Source organism: Paraburkholderia lebeckiae (genome assembly GCF_050436225.1).
Taxonomy (GTDB): Bacteria; Pseudomonadota; Gammaproteobacteria; order Burkholderiales; family Burkholderiaceae; genus Paraburkholderia; species Paraburkholderia tuberum.
Genome location: NZ_JBNDLU010000002.1, coordinates 1,713,674 through 1,731,895, shown reverse-complemented (window position 1 = coordinate 1,731,895; position 18,222 = coordinate 1,713,674). Strand labels below are relative to the sequence as shown.

Below are 18,222 nucleotides of genomic sequence, written 5' to 3'. Positions count from 1 at the left end.
TGTCTATGCGCCCTCGACGGTTCTTTCGTTAGCCGTGTAGCGGTGTGCGGGCGTGTTGGTCGACAGTTCCGGCAACATTGCCTGGCGCGCGGCTTCGAAGGCATCCCACTTCGCGCCGTCGTGCAGGGACGGAATCGTGACGAGCTCGCCCTGATCGAAGCCGCTGAGCGCCGCGTCAACCATGTCGCCTGCGGACATGACGATGGCCGGGTTCAGGTTCTCGAGCGGCAAGCCGCCGGTCTGCCAGAAATCGGTGGCCGTGGCGCCGGGCAGCACCGCCTGTACCTTCACACCCTTGATGGCGAGCTCGTGATGCAGCGACTGGCTGAACGCAAGCACGAAGGCTTTGGTGCCGCCATACACGCCATTCAGGCGCTCCGGCGCGATGCTGACGATCGACGAGATGTTGATGATCGCGCCCGAGCCACGCGAGACGAAGCCCGGCACCGCGGCGTACGTGAGGCGGGTGAGCGCGGTAACGTTCAGATCGATCATCCGCGTCATGGCCTCGACATCGCTGTCGAGCAACGGCGTATGCGTGCCGACACCCGCGTTGTTCACGAGCAGCACGATGCTCGCGTCTTCCGCCAGTTTCGCTTCCAACGTGGCGCGTGAAGTTGGATCATTGAGATCGGCGTCGATTATCTCGACGGACCGGCCCGTTTCGTTGGCGATGCGCTCGGCGAGACTCACGAGCCGGTCGCGGCTGCGCGCAACGAGAATCAGATCGTGGCCACGTTTTGCGAGCCGCTCGGCATAGACCGCGCCGATACCCGTGGATGCACCCGTAATGAAAGCTGTACCCTGATGTGCCTGCGTCATGATGTACTCCTGTTGGACGTTCGCTGGTGATTGCGTGAGGCAATTGTGGTCCGGATTGACGCCGACGCAAATGACGTATATGGTCGTGATTCAGGACATCTCGCCGCCACGGATGTTTGACCTGATAAACAGCGGAGGGCCGACATGCATCGAATCGGATATTTGTTGAGCGATGGCTTCCAGGTGATGGCGCTCGCGTCACAGTCGGTTTTCGAATACGCGAACGTTGCGGCGGGCGAAACGTTCTACCGGATCGAAAACTTCTCGGTAGCTGGCGGCGAGGTGCGCTCCTCGCTCGGCATGTCCGTCGTCACGCGTGCGCTCGGGATGCGCGCCGCGATCGACACGTGGATCGCGGCGGGTGTCAGCGCGCCGCTCACCTCGCCTCCGCCAGCCGAAATGCTCGCATTCCTGCGCAAGGCGGCTACGCGGGCGCGACGCATTGCCGGCATCTGCACGGGCGGTTTCGTGCTGGCCGAAGCGGGGCTGCTCGCGAACCGGCGTGCGACGACGCATTGGGCCCATGCGCGCGACATGATGAGCCGGTTTCCGGATATCCACGTCGAAGAAGATCGTATTTACATTGTCGATGGGCCGATCTGGACATCGGCGGGGATGACTGCGGGGCTTGACCTCGCGCTTGGGATGGTCGAGAAGGATCTCGGCACCGACGTGGCGCGTTCGGTCGCGCACAAGCTCGTGATGCATCAGCGGCGCGCGGGCGGCCAGTCGCAGCATTCGGAAATGCTCGACCTGGCACCCAAATCCGACCGCATCCAGGAGGCGCTGAACTATGCGCGCAAGAACCTGAGGCTGCCGCTCACCGTCGAGGAACTCGCGGGTACGGCGCATCTGAGCCCGCGGCAGTTCAGCCGGGTGTTCACCTTGGAGACCGGACAGTCGCCCGCGAAGGCGATCGAAGGGCTGCGGCTCGAAGCCGCGCGGCTGATGATCGAGAAGAGTCGGCACTCGCTGGAAGTGATCGCAACAGAGACGGGGTTTCGCGATCGTCGGCATATGCGCGAAGCGTTCATTCGCGGGTTTGGCCTACCGCCGCAGGAGGTGCGGCGTGAGGCTCGCGCCGGTGATCGGATCGGTGTCTAGCCTTAAGTGCGTCACATAATTAGTTGCGCGCTCTATTGCCGTACCAGGAAGAGAGCCATCGTTGCATGAGCCTTAGTCCAAGCAGGATGCGCAACGTAGTAATGGAATCAGGAGCGTGGCGTTGAGCGCGCTGGACTGCTCCGGGGGATGTAATCCGAGGAAAGGGCAGGCAGCGCGCGTTCAAGGAAGTTTTTTTATCCCGTCCATCCGATTGCATTCGGAGTCGTTGAGCCATCAGAAACCCAAGTGTCGCCTCTTCGGGGGCGATAATGAGAGAGTATTTGAGCGGCTCCGGATCGCCATCAGGCCATTCGATAAGCAGCCATTCTTCATCGCGAACGGTGCTTCGCCCATAGTCGCGATGTGCAGGACGAACCCGTACGGCGGCAAAGCGCGAGGAAAGTGCTGCGTTGCTGCCTTCTCGCCAGGTTACGGGAGCTATCGACTTTCGAGGCCCAAAAAAGCGCGCGTGATGGCGTCTCAGCGTTCCGCGCTGACTGGTACTACCAAAAGCCGGTTACCGTACGAGGAACCCATAAGTCAGAGGGTCACGCTCGTCCACAATCCAATTCGCAAAGCCGCAAACGAAAGCGTTGCCTTCGACCTCGGGGATGACGGCCCTGAAATCGCCCACAGTCGTCTCGCTCAGCACCCGTCCTTTGAATACCGTGCCGATGATGGACTCGTTCACGAGCGTGTCGCCCTTTCCCAACTTACCGCGCAGATACAGCTGAGCGACGCGTCCGCCGGTACCTGAGCCGGTCGGTGAACGGTCCACTTCGCGGTCGGCGAATACGCAGCAGTTGGCTTGCGTGGCACCCTCGCCCCGCGGTGCGTTAGCGATAATGGTCCCGTAGATATGGTTGATTTCAGGGATATCAGGGTGCACGACGGGGAACGCCTTGTTCGCAGCCTCCTTTACCTCCGCTCCACAACGAATGAGTTCTTCCACCGACGATTCACGAACTTCAAGTCCGTGTGGTTGACCGTCGGTGTAAAAGTAGAATGCACCGCCGAACGCAATGTCGCCAGTCACCGAACCGAACGACGGCGTCTCGATCGTCACGTCCTGTTTCCAGATAAAGGACGGCACATTGACGAAACGGACATTGCCCGCGTGCTCGCCGTCCCATTGAACGAACGCTTCGATGAAGCCACACGGTGCATCGATACCGATGCGTGTCTCTGGTACCTGACGTTGCACCCAGCCCAGTTCGACCGCTGCTGTCGACAGCGCGATGACACCATGACCGCAGTGGTCGCTGTAACCCTCGTTGTGCAGGAAGATGATGCCGAAATCCGCGTTCGGGCTCACTGGTTCCGTCAGGTAACCACCGTACATATCGGCATGCCCACGCGGTTCGAACATCAGGGCCCGGCGGATACCGTCGGCGTTTTCCTTCAGCCATGCACGTCGCTTGACGATAGTGTCGCCAGGCAGGCGCGGCAAACCGCTGGTGACAATGCGGAATGCTTCACCGCCGGTGTGAACTTCAACAGTCGAGATGGTGCGCGTGATTTTCATGTTTGCTTCGCTGAAATCTATGGATGTCCTGCTTTTCCTCGCTGTACGGGGACGGCGGCGATTCAAATCGACGCTACTGACACATCAGCGCCGACTTGACAGGCGTTTGAGTCGAGCGCTGAACGTGCTACCCGGCACGCGGCCAGGTCCCAGGCAGCACAGCCAACGCTTTTGAACAGAATCGGCGCACTCGGCTTCGGCTCGCCAGCTAGTGCCCTGGCAAGCGGAGAAACTGAGGCCCAGTCGACCCTGGCCTGGATAAGGTCGCCCGCTTCATGCATTGCGCCGACAGGGTCATCTACAACTACGAAACTTCCGCCGACGGTTTCCTTGCCGATTTCCGCTGCGTCGGCCGTGAAAGCGCCGACCCCGACGACCAGACGGCCGGCTCGCGCCGGCAACGTGTAGACCGGAGACCTGCTCGTTGTCAACGTGATGACGACTTCAATGCTGTCGGGAATCACATCGCCATCAAGGACAGACAGGTTCGGTGCTACCGACCGGGTCCGCGCCACGAAGGCCTCCGAGGCTGCCGGCGAGGTGCCCTTTGCGAACAGTTTGGCTTCCGGGAAGGAGGCCGCGAGCGCTTCCGCGTGGTTGGCCGCCTGTTTCCCGGTGCCCATGATGAGAATTTCGCGGGGAGCCATGCCATGCAGGGTCTGGATGCCCAACACAGTGACCGCTGCCGTTCGCCGCCCGGTCACGGTCGGGCCGTCGAGCACGAACAACATTTCCCCGGTGTGCGCGTCGCATGCGATGACCTGACCATGGATGGTCGGAAGCAGGCGCTTTCCGTTCGAAGGACACACGGTCACCAACTTATGGATGGCGATGTCTTTAGCACTGGCAGGCATCGATAACATCAGGCCGCCGTCCTGCATCGGAATGGCCAGCCGCTCAGGACTCACGATGTGTCCCGCGCCGTATTCGGTGATGGTCTCCCGAAGAACGCGCACCAGCGAGGGATAGTCCAGCAGTGCGGCTGTTGCGTGGGCGTCGAAATTTCGGGTGCTGAGAGAGGTCATGTTCGGGTCCGCCTTTGGAGGGTTGGGCGCGACCGATGCCGCGCGCCGGCAGCTCACTCTGCGATTGGCTCGAGCAGTCGGCCGGCTTCCTTCATACACACTCCAGCCTTGATGACCACGGGAATGTGTTCGCCTTGCCCCAGCAGAAGTGAAATGTCCTCAATCGGGTCACCGTCGACCACGATGAGATCAGCCACGGCTCCGACGGCGACCGTTCCCCGCACGCCTGCTTCACCCGTGATTTCGGCGGCAACGCAGGTTGCCGACCGGATGGCCTCAACGTTCCCGACGATTCCTGCCCGAACCGCGAACTCGTCGGACTGGAAGGTGTGCAGCTCGCCCAGCATGTCTGAGCCGAACCCGACCTTCACGCCTTCGCGCGCCATCAGCGCAAGTGCCTGCCGGCCGACGGAGCGTGCTCCCTCAATCTTTGCGAGCGATTCAGCGGGGAAACCAAGCGCGGGACCTTGTTCAATGAGACGGTCGAGAGTGGCGATTGTGGGCACAACCGCGACGCCGCGCTCCGCCAGCAGACGGGCAGTCTCCTCGTCGATAAGGTTTCCGTGCTCGATACATTTCACCCCGCACTCGACGGCGCGCCGGACGGCACGAGCGGTGTAGGCATGCGCCATCACGTACGTCCCGGCAGCCTCCGCTTCCTGAACCGCGGCACGGATTTCATCCTCCGAATACTGGGTGTTGGTGATGGGGTCGTTGGGCGAAGCGACACCGCCCGACGCCATTATCTTGATTTGGGAGGCCCCTTTGAGGAGTTCTTCGCGTACTGCCAGGCGCATCGCCTCGACACCATCGACCACCCGGGCAATCGCTCCCTGACGTCCCAGACACCCACAGGCATCGTCAAGCTTGTCATTGCGCTGACGGAAGTCACCGTGCCCACCGGTCTGCGATAGCGCCTTGCCCGAAGACAGGATGCGCGGGCCCCAAAGCACGCCGCTGTTGACAGCATCGCACATTGCAAAGTCAGCGCCACCTGCATCACGAACGGTGGTGAACCCACGATTCAGCATGCCGCGCAGGATGGGCAACGTTTTAAGCGCAGCCAGGAAGTTTGGCATCATCGCGTTAGCGCCCAGATTCGCATTTGACGCGACGACGTGGACATGCAGGTCGATGAAACCCGGCAAGACGGTGCGCCCGGGAAGGCTCATTCTGCGGGCATCGATAAACGACGACGGTATCTGTCCTATTGCCGTGATCTTCCCGTCGGCGATGCAGACATTGACGTTTGTCTGGCGTTTCTTCGTTGCAGGGTCGAAAACGTTGACTCCTTCGATTATCAACATGTTCATGTGAATTTCCTCAAGCCTGGTATGGCTTTGTCAGCAAGATGCCGAGCAGGCTAACCACCGCGGCGAAGATGATGTAATAGGACGCAGACTCGGCGTCACCCGTGTGTTGGGTGAGCCAGGTGATGATGAAAGCGGCAAAGCCACCGAAGATGGTCACTGCGCCGTTGTAGGCCAAAGACAATCCGGTCGCACGGACGCGGCTCGGGAACATTTCCGTGAAGAGAGCCAGAATCGGGCCGGTGTATGCAGCAATCAGCACGCCGAAAATCGCCTGGAAGGTCAGCAGCGTGGCAAGGTCGGGCGATTTAATCAGATGAGAGAACAGTGGATAGCTGGCAACCAGAATAACGAGCGCAGCAACCGACAGGACCCGCCGCTTGCCGACCTTATCCGACAGTGCCCCGAACACGGGCGCCATGACCATCAGCACGACACCGCTGACGACGCCCGACGTGAAGCCCTCGCGCTGGGTCATGTGCAGATACTTCACAACATAAGTCGGGATGTAGAACAGGATGACGTACGTGCAGACGGTCCACAGTACGACCATCAGCAGGCTGGAGAGCACCTGGCGGGGATACTCGCGAATGACGTCACGCAGCGGCGTGTTGGTGTGGCGCTTCTCCGATACGAACTCGGGCGTTTCCTCGATTTTCAGCCGAATGTAGTATCCAACCGGAGCCACCAGCATGCCGATGAAAAACGGAATACGCCATCCCCATGCGGTCAGCGAATCAGCCGACATGCTCGACGTGATGAGCGTACCGGTAAGGCTGCCGATGACCACGGCGAAACCGATACTCGTCTGAATCCAGCTCGAATAGAAAGCACGACGTTTAGCTGGAGCATGCTCGGTAAGGAACGCGGTAGCGCCGCCCATTTCACCGCCAGCGGACAGCCCCTGCAGCAATCGCGCGATGACGATAAGACACGGCGCGGCGATGCCGATAGACTGGTATGTAGGGGCGAAAGCAATGATGCCCGAGCCGAGCGCCATGACGAGCATGGCGAGCGACAGCGCCCGCTTGCGCCCCACCCTGTCGCCGTAGATGCCGAACGCGATGCCGCCGAGCGGTCGCATCACGAAGCCAACCCCAAAGGTTGCCAGTGATAGCAGCAGCGACGTTGTCTCGTTGCCTGCGGGGAAAAATAACTTACCGATGGTTGCTGCGAAGAATGCGTACCCGGAAAAGTCGAACCATTCCAGACCGCTGCCAATGACAGTGGCGAAAATCGCCTTCCGGCGCGTCACAGTCCTCGTGGGCGGCACGCCCACCAGTACGCCATTTGATGCACTCGTTGCCATTTAGACCTCTCTGGATTGTCGCTTTGCGAGGTGAGCGTTCGCGATTCGTCACGCAACCAATGTAATTTTTGGCGTGGCGACCGCATAACGCTAAATTCGCAAACGCGCTTGCAAAAAACGCAACCGCATCCAGAGGCTTGCAACGGGGTTCGTCAGGAAGCGGGTGTCTGGCTGACTACCCACTCGCGGAACCGACGGGCGGCAGGTGTTTCCGCACGCTCTGATGGCCAGGTGACAAAGTATGAGCCGCCCATGGTGGCGTGAGAGTCCGATGCCCTGACGAGCGCGCCGTGCTCAAGGAGCGGGTCGATAACCCGGTTCCAACCGAGCGCGACGCCCTTGCCATGCGTCGCGAGCTGCACAATGAGTGGGTAGCTGTTGGCAATGATGGTTTGATTGAGCGCTGGTCGTTCAAGCCCAGCCTGTTCGAACCAGGTGTGCCAGGACATCCAGCTACGTTCCGCGTCCTCAAGAACAAGTAGCGTGCAGGACAGCAGTTCCACTGGCTTCAGTTTGCGCCCATCAAGATAGGTCGGCGAACAAACCGGAAAGACCTCTTCGTCGAAGAGCTTCCGTATGTGCGTTCCGGGAACCTCGGGGTTGCGCAGATAGAAAATGCCTACGTCGTACTCAGCTGGCGAGACGGCTCCAAAGTGGTCCCGCACGATGATGCGCAGGTCCACATCGGGATTCGCGTCGATAAACGAGCCGATTCTGGGCGCGAGCCAGAATACCGAGATGCCCGCTGTGCAGGACACCGTGAGACGAGACTTGACGACGCGAGCCATCAGACTTGAGGTAACGCTAGTGCATAGTTCCAACATGCGCCGCACGTCCACCGCATAGGTCTCCCCTGCCGGCGTGAGCCTTAGGGTGTTGTGCTCCCGCACAAACAGCCGGCGTCCCAGGAATTCTTCAAGTTGAGATATCTGGCGGCTCACAGCACTGGTGGACAGGTTCAGTTCCTGCCCCGCGCGAGTGAAGCTCAGATAACGGGCGCTAGCTTCGAATGCTTGCAGACATGCCAGTGGAGGTAACGGAGAGAGAGCCATGGCGTGCGGCGGACTGTCCTGGTAGTAGTAGAGCAGCAGGATAGCCCAACAACGTCGGCCGATGGGCCGTGAGTGTCCTCGGATAGTCTCACGGCCGTACGACCGTCGCCTCTAGATATAGGCTCGAACGCTTTGTCAAGCTAACCGAACGTGCCGCGAGGTCACAGGGCGGGTCCGTTACTCAGCAATCAGTGGATGGAATCTGGTTAAAGGCCGGTGAAAAGACGCCACGATTCGAACCTCGCTGCCGGCGAAGAATGCTGGCGAGCAGCGCGCCGACTCCAAACTCCCACGGCGCAATGCGATGCGAATAGTTGACCGTGTTGACGAGCGCACCGAATCGCGGGCTCGATATCGTCACCGTATCGCCGATCTGATGCGTGAATCCTTGCCCTGGCACGCTACGATCCGCGCTCGGTGCAAACAATGTCCCGAGATAAAGCATCATTCCGTCCGGGTATTGATGGTGAGAACCCATCGCCTGCGCAACGAGTTCTGACGGGTCCCGGCTGATGCGTTTCATGGAACTTGCCCCTGTCAGAACATATCCATCCGTTCCTTCTACGCGCAGCGAAAGCTCCGCAGCCCGAACATCATCGAGACCGAATGTACTGTCGAAGAGGCGAATGAACGGGCCAATCGAGGCCGACGCGTTGTTATCCTTCGCCTTACCGAGCAACAGTGCACTGCGGCCTTCGAAATCCCGAAGATTGACGTCATTGCCAAGCGTGGCGCCGACGATTTCCGCCCGGCTGGTCACCGCCAGCACGATTTCAGGCTCCGGGTTATTCCACTGCGAATTTTCATGGATTCCGATTTCGCTGCCGGTACCGACGGCGGACATGGGCTGCGATTTCGTGAAGATTTCCGCATCGGGACCGATGCCGACTTCCAGATACTGCGACCACATTCCTTCCTGAATAAGTACTTGGCGCACCGCCTCAGCTTCCGCAGACCCTGGGCGAACGCTTGCGAGCCGATCGCCCAGCACGGACATGACACGCGCGCGCACTTCATCGGCCCGGCTCGCGTCGCCTCCCGAGCGCTCCTCGATCATCCGCTCCAGAAGGCTTTCGACGAACGTCACACCGCTCGCTTTGATCGCCTGAAGGTCACATGGCGCGATAAGCCAAGGGGTGGACGGATCGCGTCGATCGAAGGCCGAATTGGCAAGAACCGAGCCCAGTGTCGCCAGCTTCGGCAGGTTCGCAGCGGCCTCTTCCAGCCGAAGGCCGATTCCTGGTTGCTCAAGCAGCGTGCTGGTCGTCAGCGCGAACGACGACACATCCACCAGTTCGCCACCTATAACGGCAACAGGACGCGGCGCGCCGATATCGGGGCACCACGCGCGCCCCACGAGCACAGCGTGTTCCAGATCGTCAGGCAGCGCGGATCGGTCATTCAATGGCATCTATCTTTCTCCAACCTGGTGTCGGTTATTGCTCAGCATCAGTGCGGTGCACGCTCTACTTATGCCGGCCAACGGCGGGTCACATAATTGCGCTGATTTGCCAGGGGACGAATTCGTTTTGTCCGTAACCGTGCTGCTCGCTACGGGAACGTTTCCCGGAGGCCACGTCGAGCAGCAGCTGGAACAGCACCGCGCCGAGTTGCTCGATCGTTGCGCTCCCTTCCAGCACTTCTCCGCAGTTCAGGTCCATGTCGTCGGACTGACGTTGCCAGAGTGCGGTGTTTGTCGCGAGCTTTACCGACGGCGACGGCGCGCAGCCGTAAGCCGAACCGCGTCCCGTCGTGAAGCAGATCAGGTTCGCACCGCCCGCGACCTGTCCGGTAGCCGACACCGGGTCGTAGCCAGGCGTGTCCATGAACACCAGGCCGCGTGCCTTAACCGGCTGGGCGTATTGGTACACCTCGACGAGATTCGTCGAACCTGCCTTTGCGATGCCGCCCAACGATTTCTCGAGGACGGTCGTCAAGCCGCCGGCCTTGTTGCCCGCCGACGGATTGTTGTTGATCTGCGCCCCTTGCCGCTGCGCGTACGCTTCCCACCACCGGATGCGATCGACCAGCTTCTGTCCCACTTCGGGCGTTACCGCGCGGCGGGTCAACAGGTGCTCGGCGCCATAAATCTCCGGCGTCTCCGAGAGAATCGCAGTACCGCCCTGCCGCACGAGCAAGTCGACGGCTGCACCCAGCACGGGATTGGCCGTGACGCCCGAATATCCGTCCGATCCACCGCATTGAAGGCCGATGGTGAGATGACTTGCCGAAACCGTTTCCCGCTTGACGTCATTCGCGTAGGGCAGCATCTGCCGAACCAGTTCGATACCCTTTGCAATTGTCAGGGTCGTGCCACCGGTGTCCTGAATCGTGAAGGTTCGCAAGCGGTCATGTTCTTTGAGCCCCTTGGTTTCGAGCAGCCGGGAAATCTGGTTCGTTTCGCAGCCCAGGCCGATGACCAGCACGCTCGCGAAGTTGGGATGGCACGCATAGCCGCCAAGCGTGCGCTGCAGGATCGCGAGACCGTCGCCTTCGGAGTCAATGGCGCAACCGGAACCATGGGTGAGCGCGACGACGCCGTCGACATTCGGAAACGCGGCCAGCGCGTGCGGACGAATGTCGCGGCGGAAATAGTCGGAAATGGCTCGCGCGACCGTGGCCGAGCAATTCACCGAGGTAAGGATGCCGATGTAATTACGCGTAGCCACACGGCCGTCTTCGCGCACAATGCCCCGAAATGTCGCGGGCTCAGTTGAAGGGACACTGGCACGCACGCCCTGACTGAATGCGTAGTCACGGGCGAATTCGCCCATCGCAAGGTTATGCGTATGAACGTGCTGCCCCGCGCGGATCGTCTGACTCGCAAAGCCGATGATCTGGCCGTAACGGTGTACCGCTTGACCCTCACCGATGTCGCGTGTCGCCACTTTGTGACCGGGCGGGATCAATCCCGAGACCGTCACCGCTTCCACATCCAGCACCGTGCCGGACACAAGCTGATCGAGGGCGATGACGACATCGTCAGCGGGATTGAGCCGAATGACGCGAACCGGCCTGAGCGCGGTCGATGCGACGGACTTGTCCGCAACAGGGGACGACATGGAACTACTCCTTCGTTTCTCAACGTGACGACATTTTCGGGGCCGGCTGCGCGACGTCGTGTGACGCGCCGTGCAGCCGTGTTCAAACGACGTTTCAGCCAGCGCTCCATGGCGTCTTGCAGCGCGTGTACTCCAGTTGATAGAGCGTGGCGTGCGGCGCAACCGCAGCGGCCCCGGGCAAAGCAGCGAGTCCGGCAAGGAAAGCGTCCACTGCCGTGCGGACATAGTCGGCGCGGCATCCTTCGATCATCACGATCCATGTCGGCACCTCGGTGCCTTCCGAACGCGCCTTCTTCTCGGCAGTTTCCACCTTGCTGACGGCCTCGTCGGCCAGACACAGGTGCACGCCCGTGATGCCGGGCCGGTCGGCGAGCGGCGGCAAGACCTGTTGACGCAATCCCTTCACGACATCGGCCCGTGCCGCCGAAGGCACATCGAAGCGCACCGTCATGAGATTGGCGCCCTGCCCCACGCCGTCGGAGTACGCCACATGGCAGATCGAGCGGGCCACGCTGCGAAACGAGGCGACGACCTGCTTGGTCCACGGCGTCGGCGAATTCAGCCGAAGCAGGTAGTCCTGCGCGCCGAGCACCTCCACGGTGTCGGCTTCATACAGATTGAAGTACTCGGGGCCCGCATCCAGCGCAATGTAGCGCCGGCCGCGCCTGAACCCGGGAATTCCGGCGCGTTCCGGCATGTGCTCGCGGTTGTGCCACTCGTAGAATTCATCCTTCGCTTCCGGCAGCAGGTCATGCCAGATTGCAACGACGCCCGTTCCAGCAAGGCTCATATCTCCTCCTCCTACAGATCGAATTGTTTTATCGTGCCAACGGATATTCGCCGCGGCCCCATGCCGCGCCAAGCGAATCGGCGTACGGCACCACCTTCTGGCTCTGCTCGCCGAGTCCGCTGCCGCCGAGGGTCATGGTGTCGCCCGCTTTCAGAAAGACGGGCGGCTTCTGACCGAGGCCGACACCGGGAGGCGTCCCGGTAATAATGACGTCGCCAGCCATCAGTGGCATGAAGCGGCTGAGATACGCCACGATATGCGCGACGTTAAAGATCATCGTGCGTGTGTTGCCCGTCTGACGACGTGTGCCGTTGACGTCGAGCCACAGGTCGAGCACCTGCGGGTCGGGCACTTCATCACGCGTTACGAGCCACGGGCCGAGCGGCGCAAAAGAGAAGCCGCTTTTGCCCTTGGTCCACTGGCCTTCGCGTTCGAGCTGATACGCGCGTTCGGAAACGTCATTGGCAAGGCAGTAACCCGCCACATGATCGAGCGCGGTAGCTTCATCGATCTGCCAGGCGGGTTTGCCGATCACCACGCCCAGCTCGACCTCCCAATCCAGCTTTTGCGCGTCTGCCGGCAAGATGACCGGATCGTTCGGACCGCTGATCGAACCCGTATGCTTGTTGAACACGACGGGTTCCCGCGGAATCGGCGTATCGGTTTCGGCTGCATGGTCGGTGTAGTTCAGACCAATGCACACGAGGTTACGGACATTGCCGATACAGGCGCCGAGGCGCGTGCCCGCTTCCACCACGGGCAGGCGATTCAGATCGAGTTCGCTCAGCTTCGCAAGGGCGGCAGGCGAAACAGTCGTTCCGTCGATGTCGTCGACGACGCCGGTCAGATCGCGGATCGCGCCGCTCGAATCGATGACGCCGGGATGCTCCTGACCAGGCTGGCCGAAACGGACGAGACGCATTTGAAGACTCCTATCAAGACAAAAAAAGTATCGGCAACGTGCCGAGATCACCGAAGCCGATATGCAAATCACAACCAATCGGCAACTCGAGCACGCCCGCGTAAGAGCCCGTGATCACCGCCTGGCCGGCATGCAACCCAAGGCCGCGGACGCGAAGAAAATTGACGAGCCACACGATCGGCGCGAGCACGCTGCGATCAGGGTGGCGGCCAGCAAAACTGACCGTGTCGTGTCCGGCGCGAGTCAGACTGACGGTGAATTCGATCGGGAGATCGGCCGGCGTCGCGCCCTCGCGCAATTGAACGCGCGGCCCAATGACAAGACCGGCGTTGAACAGACCGTCTGCCAGCAATTCAGGAAACGTCAGCGATTCCGGATTCGCATAGCGACTGCCCAGCAGTTCGAGCGCGAGGTGAACATTCCCGAGAGCGTCGAGCACCTCGGCTTCGCCATACGCTTCGCGCCGTGGCGGCAGATCGCGAGCCAGCAAACAGGCGAGTTCAGGCTCTGCCCTTACCAGGGACTGCGCAGGCATCGCGCGAATGCGGCATTGGGCGCCTCGATGAATGACGGCGTCGTAGATTGGCGCAGCGATGAGTTTGCCCGCCGGCGGCAGCGCACATTTCCACGCGCCAGCCTGCCGGCCGAGCTGATCGCCCACCTGTTGCTGGATCGCGAAACCCTCGTCCAGATTCGCGGGCCGCAGCTCGATGGGAAGGCGCTCCGCGAGCGTGCCTTGCCGGCGCGCCGCGACGAGGACACGTGCTGCGCGTTCACCGAACGCGGTGAGTCGCTCGAGAGCCTGAACTGCGCCCGGCGCGTTCATGCCGCCTCGCTCGCATGCGCACCGACGCTCTGGCGCGGCCATACGGCACCCAGCTTCGCGGACGCTTCCTGCAGTAGCGAGTAAAAGGCGTCGTAACGCTCCGGCTGAGCCCGCATGACAGGTCCCGCAATACTCATGGTGCCGACCACCGCACCGTCAGTCAGCGAACGCACCGGCACAGCCAGAGCCACGACGCCCGGCTCGGCCTCTTCAATGACAAGTCCGTAGCCACGCTTCCTCGTCCGCTCCAGTTCCGGAATCAACTGCTCGACGCTGGTGATCGCCTTCGGCGCACAGGCGCCGCTGGCGGCCGCTTTGCCGAGCCCACCGCGCAATGCGCGTTCAATCGCCTCGTCGTTGGACATGGTCGCGAGCCATACCTTGCCGTTGGCCGTGGCATGCAAGACGATGGGCTTGTCCATTGACGGCGAATACATCAGGCCGGGCGCCGCACCCTGGGACGATGCCAGCCACGCAAGTGTTCCCTCGTTGACAACGGTCAACCGGACCAGCTCGCGGCATTGAGCGGCGACTTCATCGAGGATGGGCTGCACCAGACCCGGCAGACCGAGCCCATGCAGGTACCGCTGGCCCAGCAAGGACAGCTTCAATGTCAGACGGTATTGGGACGTCTGTTCATCCTGTTCCGCCCAACCCTGCTCGCAGAGTTGCGCGAGCACCCGGTGGGCGGGCCCTTTTTCGAGCTCGAGTTCCGCGGCGATGTCAGACATCCGCATCCATCGTGCTTCTCTTGCGAGCAACTCGATCGCCTGTAGCGACCGATCAACTGCACCCTTGACAACTCTCATAATTGACGTAACATGATTCTTAATGGAACGGTGTTACAACAATAGACAACCAACACCGGAAAGTCAATCAAAACGGAGACGAGTGATGAAACTGAACACCCCGCTTGAGCCTCACGGCAAGCGCCAGTCGAAGAAAGCCGCGGCCAGCGGGTGGATCGGCTCAGCACTGGAGTATTACGACTTCTTCATCTACGCGACCGCGGCGGCGTTGCTGTTCCCGCAGCTCTTCTTTCCGTCGAACAACCCGACGGTCGCCATTATTGCGTCGCTGGCGACCTATGGTGTCGGCTATATCGCCCGGCCGTTGGGCGCTGTCGTCCTCGGGCACTGGGGCGACCGCCACGGCCGCAAGACGGTGCTGATTCTCTGCATGTTCCTCATGGGCTTCTCGACGATGGCCGTCGGGCTCCTGCCAACGTATCAGCAGGTGGGGATCTGGGCTCCGGTGCTGCTCGTGGTTCTGCGCCTCATCCAGGGCTTCGCGGTCGCTGGAGAAATCTCCGGCGCCAGTTCGATGATTCTGGAACACGCACCGTTCGGGCGGCGTGGCTACTTCGCGAGCTTTACCCTCCAGGGGGTCCAGGCGGGACAGCTCCTCGCGGCAGCGATCTTCCTGCCACTCGCGCGTTTCATGCCCAAGGACCAGTTCACCGCCTGGGGCTGGCGAATCCCGTTCCTGCTCAGCATCGTCGTTCTCATTGCGGGTTACATCATTCGCCGCGAAGTTGACGAGACCCCGGCCTTCACCGAGGAGCGCGCACACGGTGAAGTTCCCGTCTCGCCGGTCGTCGAAGTGCTCCGGCAGAACTGGGGCGATATCGCGCGCGTGCTCTGCATGGCGCTTACCGCGGTGATCGCCGTTGTCGCCTCGGTCTTCGGCGCCGCCTACGCGGTTCAGCCGTCGTATGGCATCGGCTTTCCTCCCGGCGTGTATCTGTGGATTCCTGTTCTGGGTAATATCTCCGCGGTGATTCTGATTCCCTACGTCGGCAACCTCTCAGACAAGGTTGGCCGCAGGCTGCCAGTCCTTGTCAGCACGCTCAGCGCCGGACTGCTCTCGTTCGCGTATCTGTACTCCATCAGCATCCATAACCTGTGGCTGGCGATGACTCTTTCGGTGCTCATGTGGGGCGTCGCCTATCAGGGCTTCAACGGCGTGTTTCCGAGCCTCTTCCCCGAACTGTTCCGCACGCGCGTGCGCGTGTCCGGGATGGCCATCGGGCAGAACGTCGGCACGATGCTGACCGCGTTTCTCCCCGCGCTCTTCGTCGCGGTCGCGCCCCCCGGCTCCGCCAATATCCCGCTGAAGATCGGGGCCCTGACATTCGGTATCTGTGTAGTGGCCGCGATCGCCGCTTTCACTACGCGGGAGACGTACCGGATCCACCTCAGCGATCTCGGCGACCGCAACGCGGTTCCCGTCCCGAAAGGCGACTACGATCGCCTGCGTGCCGAGACGATGGTCGGGGCAACCGAAACAGCCGACTCACAGGATTTCGCCAATCAGATGCGCTCCGACGTACTCGCGAGCCAACAACATCGGGGGTAGTCATGATTTCAAATCAGCAGGACCTGTCGGGCAAGATTGCCGTGGTCACGGGCGCTGGGCGCGGGTTGGGTATCGCTATTGCCGATGTTCTCGCCGACCGTGGTGCCCATGTGATCGTCAATGACCGCACGCTTGAACCGGCAACCGACGCGGCGAAAAACATTCAGCGAAGGGGTGGAAGCGCTAGCGCCATCGCTTTTGACGTGGCTGATACGAGCCAGGTCGAGGACGCGTTCCGCCGACTCCTTGCGGACCATGGTCGCGTCGACATCCTGATTAACAACGCTGGGATTGGCGACTTCGTCAGTTTTCCCGAGATTAGCCCAGAGAAATGGGATCGGATGATTAACATCCATCTCAAGGGCTCGTTCCTCTGCTGCCAGGCTGTTCTCGCGTCGATGAAGGCGCAAAAGTATGGAAAGATCGTCAACGTCAGTTCAGTGGCCGGCAAGCGCGGCGACTTCAGTGGCAACGCACATTACACCGCTGCGAAGGCTGGAATCATCGGCCTGACAAAATCGCTCGCACGCTACGCGGCACCCTTTGGCATCAATGTCAATGCCATCGCGCCGGGCCTCGTCGCGACGGAACTCACCAATGAGATGAGCCCCGAGATGAAGGCGACGACCATCTCTAACATTCCCGCGGGCCGCCTTGGGCGCCCAGAGGAGATTGCACGGGCCGCTGCCTTCCTCGTCTCGGATGATGCAAGCTACATCTTCGGTGAGACACTCAGCGTGAATGGTGGCTCCTACATGGATTGACGCCCTCGACAATCGCACTGCTGTGGAGCCCTTATGAGAATTGCTGTTTTCGACGTTAGCCACTGGCACTTTCCCCTCTATCTCGCTGCATTGCGAGATCCTGGTGTCCAGGTTGTGGGTATTTCAGATACTGCCTCATTTGCTGGATCAACAGTCGCGGACCAGCTGAATTGCAAGCTGTACGGCTCCAACGAAGCGCTCCTCGGCGAGGATTTCGACTTTGCTCTGGTATTCAGCCGTCATTCAGAAATGGCCGAACTGGCCGAGCGGCTGATTGCCCGCGGCATTCCGTTTCTCATCGAGAAGCCTTGCGGACTTAATCTCCGGGAGGTTCGCCGGGTCCGGCAGCTCGCCGAGATGCACGGCGTTTACGTCAGTGTTCCATTCATCATGCGCGTGAGCGATCTGGCTGCCCGTCTTTCCCCCGCAGAGGGATTTACGCCGGAGGGATACCAGCATCTCTCGTTCAGGTTCATCGTTGGCCCCGTAGCTCGATATGAGCGCGGCGGGTGCAGCTGGATGCTTGATAAACGGCATGCAGGTGGAGGGTGCACGTTAAATGTCGGGGTTCATTTCATTGACCTGATCTCATCCCTGACAAACGGCCCGATCACCCACGTCTCGGCGCAGATGCGAACGTATCGGCCTGACGTGACCGTTGAAGAGCAAGCCGTGTTCACCTGCCGGAACGCTGCGGGCCAAATCGGCGTTGTGGAAACGGGTTACCTGTATCCATCGACAGCGGAAGATCAGCGAGACTTCGCGTTTTCCATCTCGCATACCTCCTCCTACGCCCGGGGTTATGCCGACCAGCTTTACATCAAAGCGCGGGACCAACAGCAGGGACGCACCGCGACGGTCGAATACAACACAGACGCGTTTTACTCGGTGTTCTTAAGGCGCAACTGGGCCGATCTGGCGAATGGTCGTCCTCCGGTTGCAGGTTTGCGGGAGGCCGAGCATGCGATCGCTGTCGTCGAGGCAGGATACCGTTCTGCAGCCAACGGCGGCGCACCGGAACCGGTCGAAAATGCGGTCTAAAACTGTTGCCGCCTAACGGCTCTACGCTACGCTTCGCGCATTCGTTTCCGATGCGTTGCCATCGTTCAAACTGACCCGGAAACAGTGTGTAAAGCGCATCGTCAACTTGATCAGGAGCGCATCCTACCGGAACTGTGTGACGGGTCAGGCGTGCTGCTCGCTATGTTTTGGCGAAAAAGGCGACTTACTTTTTATCGTCCCGTACGACGCGCCAGACAGAAATAGGAGCACAGCATTTTTCCGTGCAAGACAAGCAACGTTAGGTCATTCCCAAGCGTCTGTTAGTGACCAGACGCCTGCTGATTCAGCGCT

The 18,222-nt window shown here is 60.9% G+C and carries 16 protein-coding genes and 1 pseudogene; 5 read left to right on the top strand and 12 right to left on the bottom strand.

The features are described from left to right. Window positions 1-3: 3 nt before the first annotated feature. Window positions 4-822: an SDR family NAD(P)-dependent oxidoreductase gene (locus OKW45_RS22615; RefSeq protein WP_429471241.1), complete on the bottom strand. Its 819-nt coding sequence runs from the start codon at window positions 820-822 to the stop codon at window positions 4-6. A gap of 144 nt (window positions 823-966) precedes the next feature. Here OKW45_RS22615 and OKW45_RS22610 point away from each other — a divergent pair, with 144 nt between their 5' ends. Continuing rightward, entirely contained in the window at window positions 967-1,926 is a 960-nt protein-coding gene (locus OKW45_RS22610) for a GlxA family transcriptional regulator (protein WP_429471239.1), read from the top strand. Between the two features lie 107 nt (window positions 1,927-2,033). Here the strand turns inward: OKW45_RS22610 and OKW45_RS22605 are convergent. The 10 genes and pseudogenes from OKW45_RS22605 to OKW45_RS22560 form a co-directional block, all read right to left on the bottom strand. Continuing rightward, window positions 2,034-2,359 (bottom strand): annotated as a pseudogene (locus tag OKW45_RS22605) (IS701 family transposase); the annotation flags it as partial. 84 nt (window positions 2,360-2,443) lie between these two features. Beyond that, complete coding sequence (gene lhpH / locus OKW45_RS22600) at window positions 2,444-3,451, bottom strand: trans-3-hydroxy-L-proline dehydratase (protein ID WP_429471238.1); 1,008 nt, start codon at window positions 3,449-3,451, stop codon at window positions 2,444-2,446. Between the two features lie 62 nt (window positions 3,452-3,513). Further along, the gene (gene lhpI, locus OKW45_RS22595; protein ID WP_429471236.1) at window positions 3,514-4,476 is read right to left on the bottom strand and encodes a bifunctional Delta(1)-pyrroline-2-carboxylate/Delta(1)-piperideine-2-carboxylate reductase; all 963 of its coding nucleotides are present in this window, start codon (window positions 4,474-4,476) and stop codon (window positions 3,514-3,516) included. 53 nt (window positions 4,477-4,529) lie between these two features. Continuing rightward, complete coding sequence (locus OKW45_RS22590) at window positions 4,530-5,789, bottom strand: metal-dependent hydrolase family protein (RefSeq protein WP_429471234.1); 1,260 nt, start codon at window positions 5,787-5,789, stop codon at window positions 4,530-4,532. 10 nt (window positions 5,790-5,799) lie between these two features. Beyond that, window positions 5,800-7,095 (bottom strand): MFS transporter, encoded by a 1,296-nt coding sequence (locus tag OKW45_RS22585; protein WP_429471232.1) that lies wholly within the window; start codon window positions 7,093-7,095, stop codon window positions 5,800-5,802. Between the two features lie 152 nt (window positions 7,096-7,247). Beyond that, on the bottom strand, window positions 7,248-8,147 hold the full coding sequence (locus OKW45_RS22580; RefSeq protein ID WP_026225353.1) for a LysR substrate-binding domain-containing protein: 900 nt from the start codon (window positions 8,145-8,147) through the stop codon (window positions 7,248-7,250). Window positions 8,148-8,328: 181 nt separating this feature from the next. Next, window positions 8,329-9,558, bottom strand: a complete 1,230-nt coding sequence (locus OKW45_RS22575; RefSeq protein WP_429471230.1) for a fumarylacetoacetate hydrolase family protein — start codon at window positions 9,556-9,558, stop codon at window positions 8,329-8,331. A 79-nt stretch (window positions 9,559-9,637) separates the two neighbouring features. After that, the gene (locus tag OKW45_RS22570; RefSeq protein ID WP_429473345.1) at window positions 9,638-11,209 is read right to left on the bottom strand and encodes a UxaA family hydrolase; all 1,572 of its coding nucleotides are present in this window, start codon (window positions 11,207-11,209) and stop codon (window positions 9,638-9,640) included. 94 nt (window positions 11,210-11,303) lie between these two features. Next, window positions 11,304-11,999 (bottom strand): hypothetical protein, encoded by a 696-nt coding sequence (locus OKW45_RS22565; protein ID WP_429471228.1) that lies wholly within the window; start codon window positions 11,997-11,999, stop codon window positions 11,304-11,306. 28 nt (window positions 12,000-12,027) lie between these two features. Further along, window positions 12,028-12,921 carry a fumarylacetoacetate hydrolase family protein gene (locus OKW45_RS22560; protein WP_429471226.1) on the bottom strand — a complete coding sequence of 298 codons (894 nt, stop codon included), beginning with the start codon at window positions 12,919-12,921 and terminating at the stop codon, window positions 12,028-12,030. Between the two features lie 61 nt (window positions 12,922-12,982). Between OKW45_RS22560 and OKW45_RS22555 the strand changes: the two genes are divergently transcribed. After that, entirely contained in the window at window positions 12,983-13,831 is an 849-nt protein-coding gene (locus tag OKW45_RS22555; RefSeq protein ID WP_429471224.1) for a hypothetical protein, read from the top strand. On the opposite strand, the gene OKW45_RS22550 is transcribed toward OKW45_RS22555, so the two are convergent. Next, a complete protein-coding gene (locus tag OKW45_RS22550) occupies window positions 13,744-14,556 on the bottom strand; it encodes an IclR family transcriptional regulator (protein ID WP_429471222.1) in 813 nt (270 codons plus the stop codon). The two genes, OKW45_RS22555 and OKW45_RS22550, sit on opposite strands and share 88 nt — an antisense overlap. 85 nt (window positions 14,557-14,641) lie before the next feature. On the opposite strand from OKW45_RS22550, the gene OKW45_RS22545 reads away from it, so the two are divergent. The 3 genes from OKW45_RS22545 to OKW45_RS22535 are packed head-to-tail and all read left to right on the top strand — an operon-like array spanning window position 14,642 to window position 17,910. Continuing rightward, window positions 14,642-16,105, top strand: a complete 1,464-nt coding sequence (locus tag OKW45_RS22545; RefSeq protein ID WP_429471220.1) for an MFS transporter — start codon at window positions 14,642-14,644, stop codon at window positions 16,103-16,105. Window positions 16,106-16,107: 2 nt separating this feature from the next. Beyond that, complete coding sequence (locus OKW45_RS22540) at window positions 16,108-16,869, top strand: SDR family NAD(P)-dependent oxidoreductase (RefSeq protein WP_429471218.1); 762 nt, start codon at window positions 16,108-16,110, stop codon at window positions 16,867-16,869. A 33-nt stretch (window positions 16,870-16,902) separates the two neighbouring features. Continuing rightward, window positions 16,903-17,910, top strand: coding sequence for a Gfo/Idh/MocA family protein (locus OKW45_RS22535; protein ID WP_429471216.1), 1,008 nt, complete (start codon window positions 16,903-16,905; stop codon window positions 17,908-17,910). The last annotated feature ends 312 nt before the right edge of the window (window positions 17,911-18,222 follow it).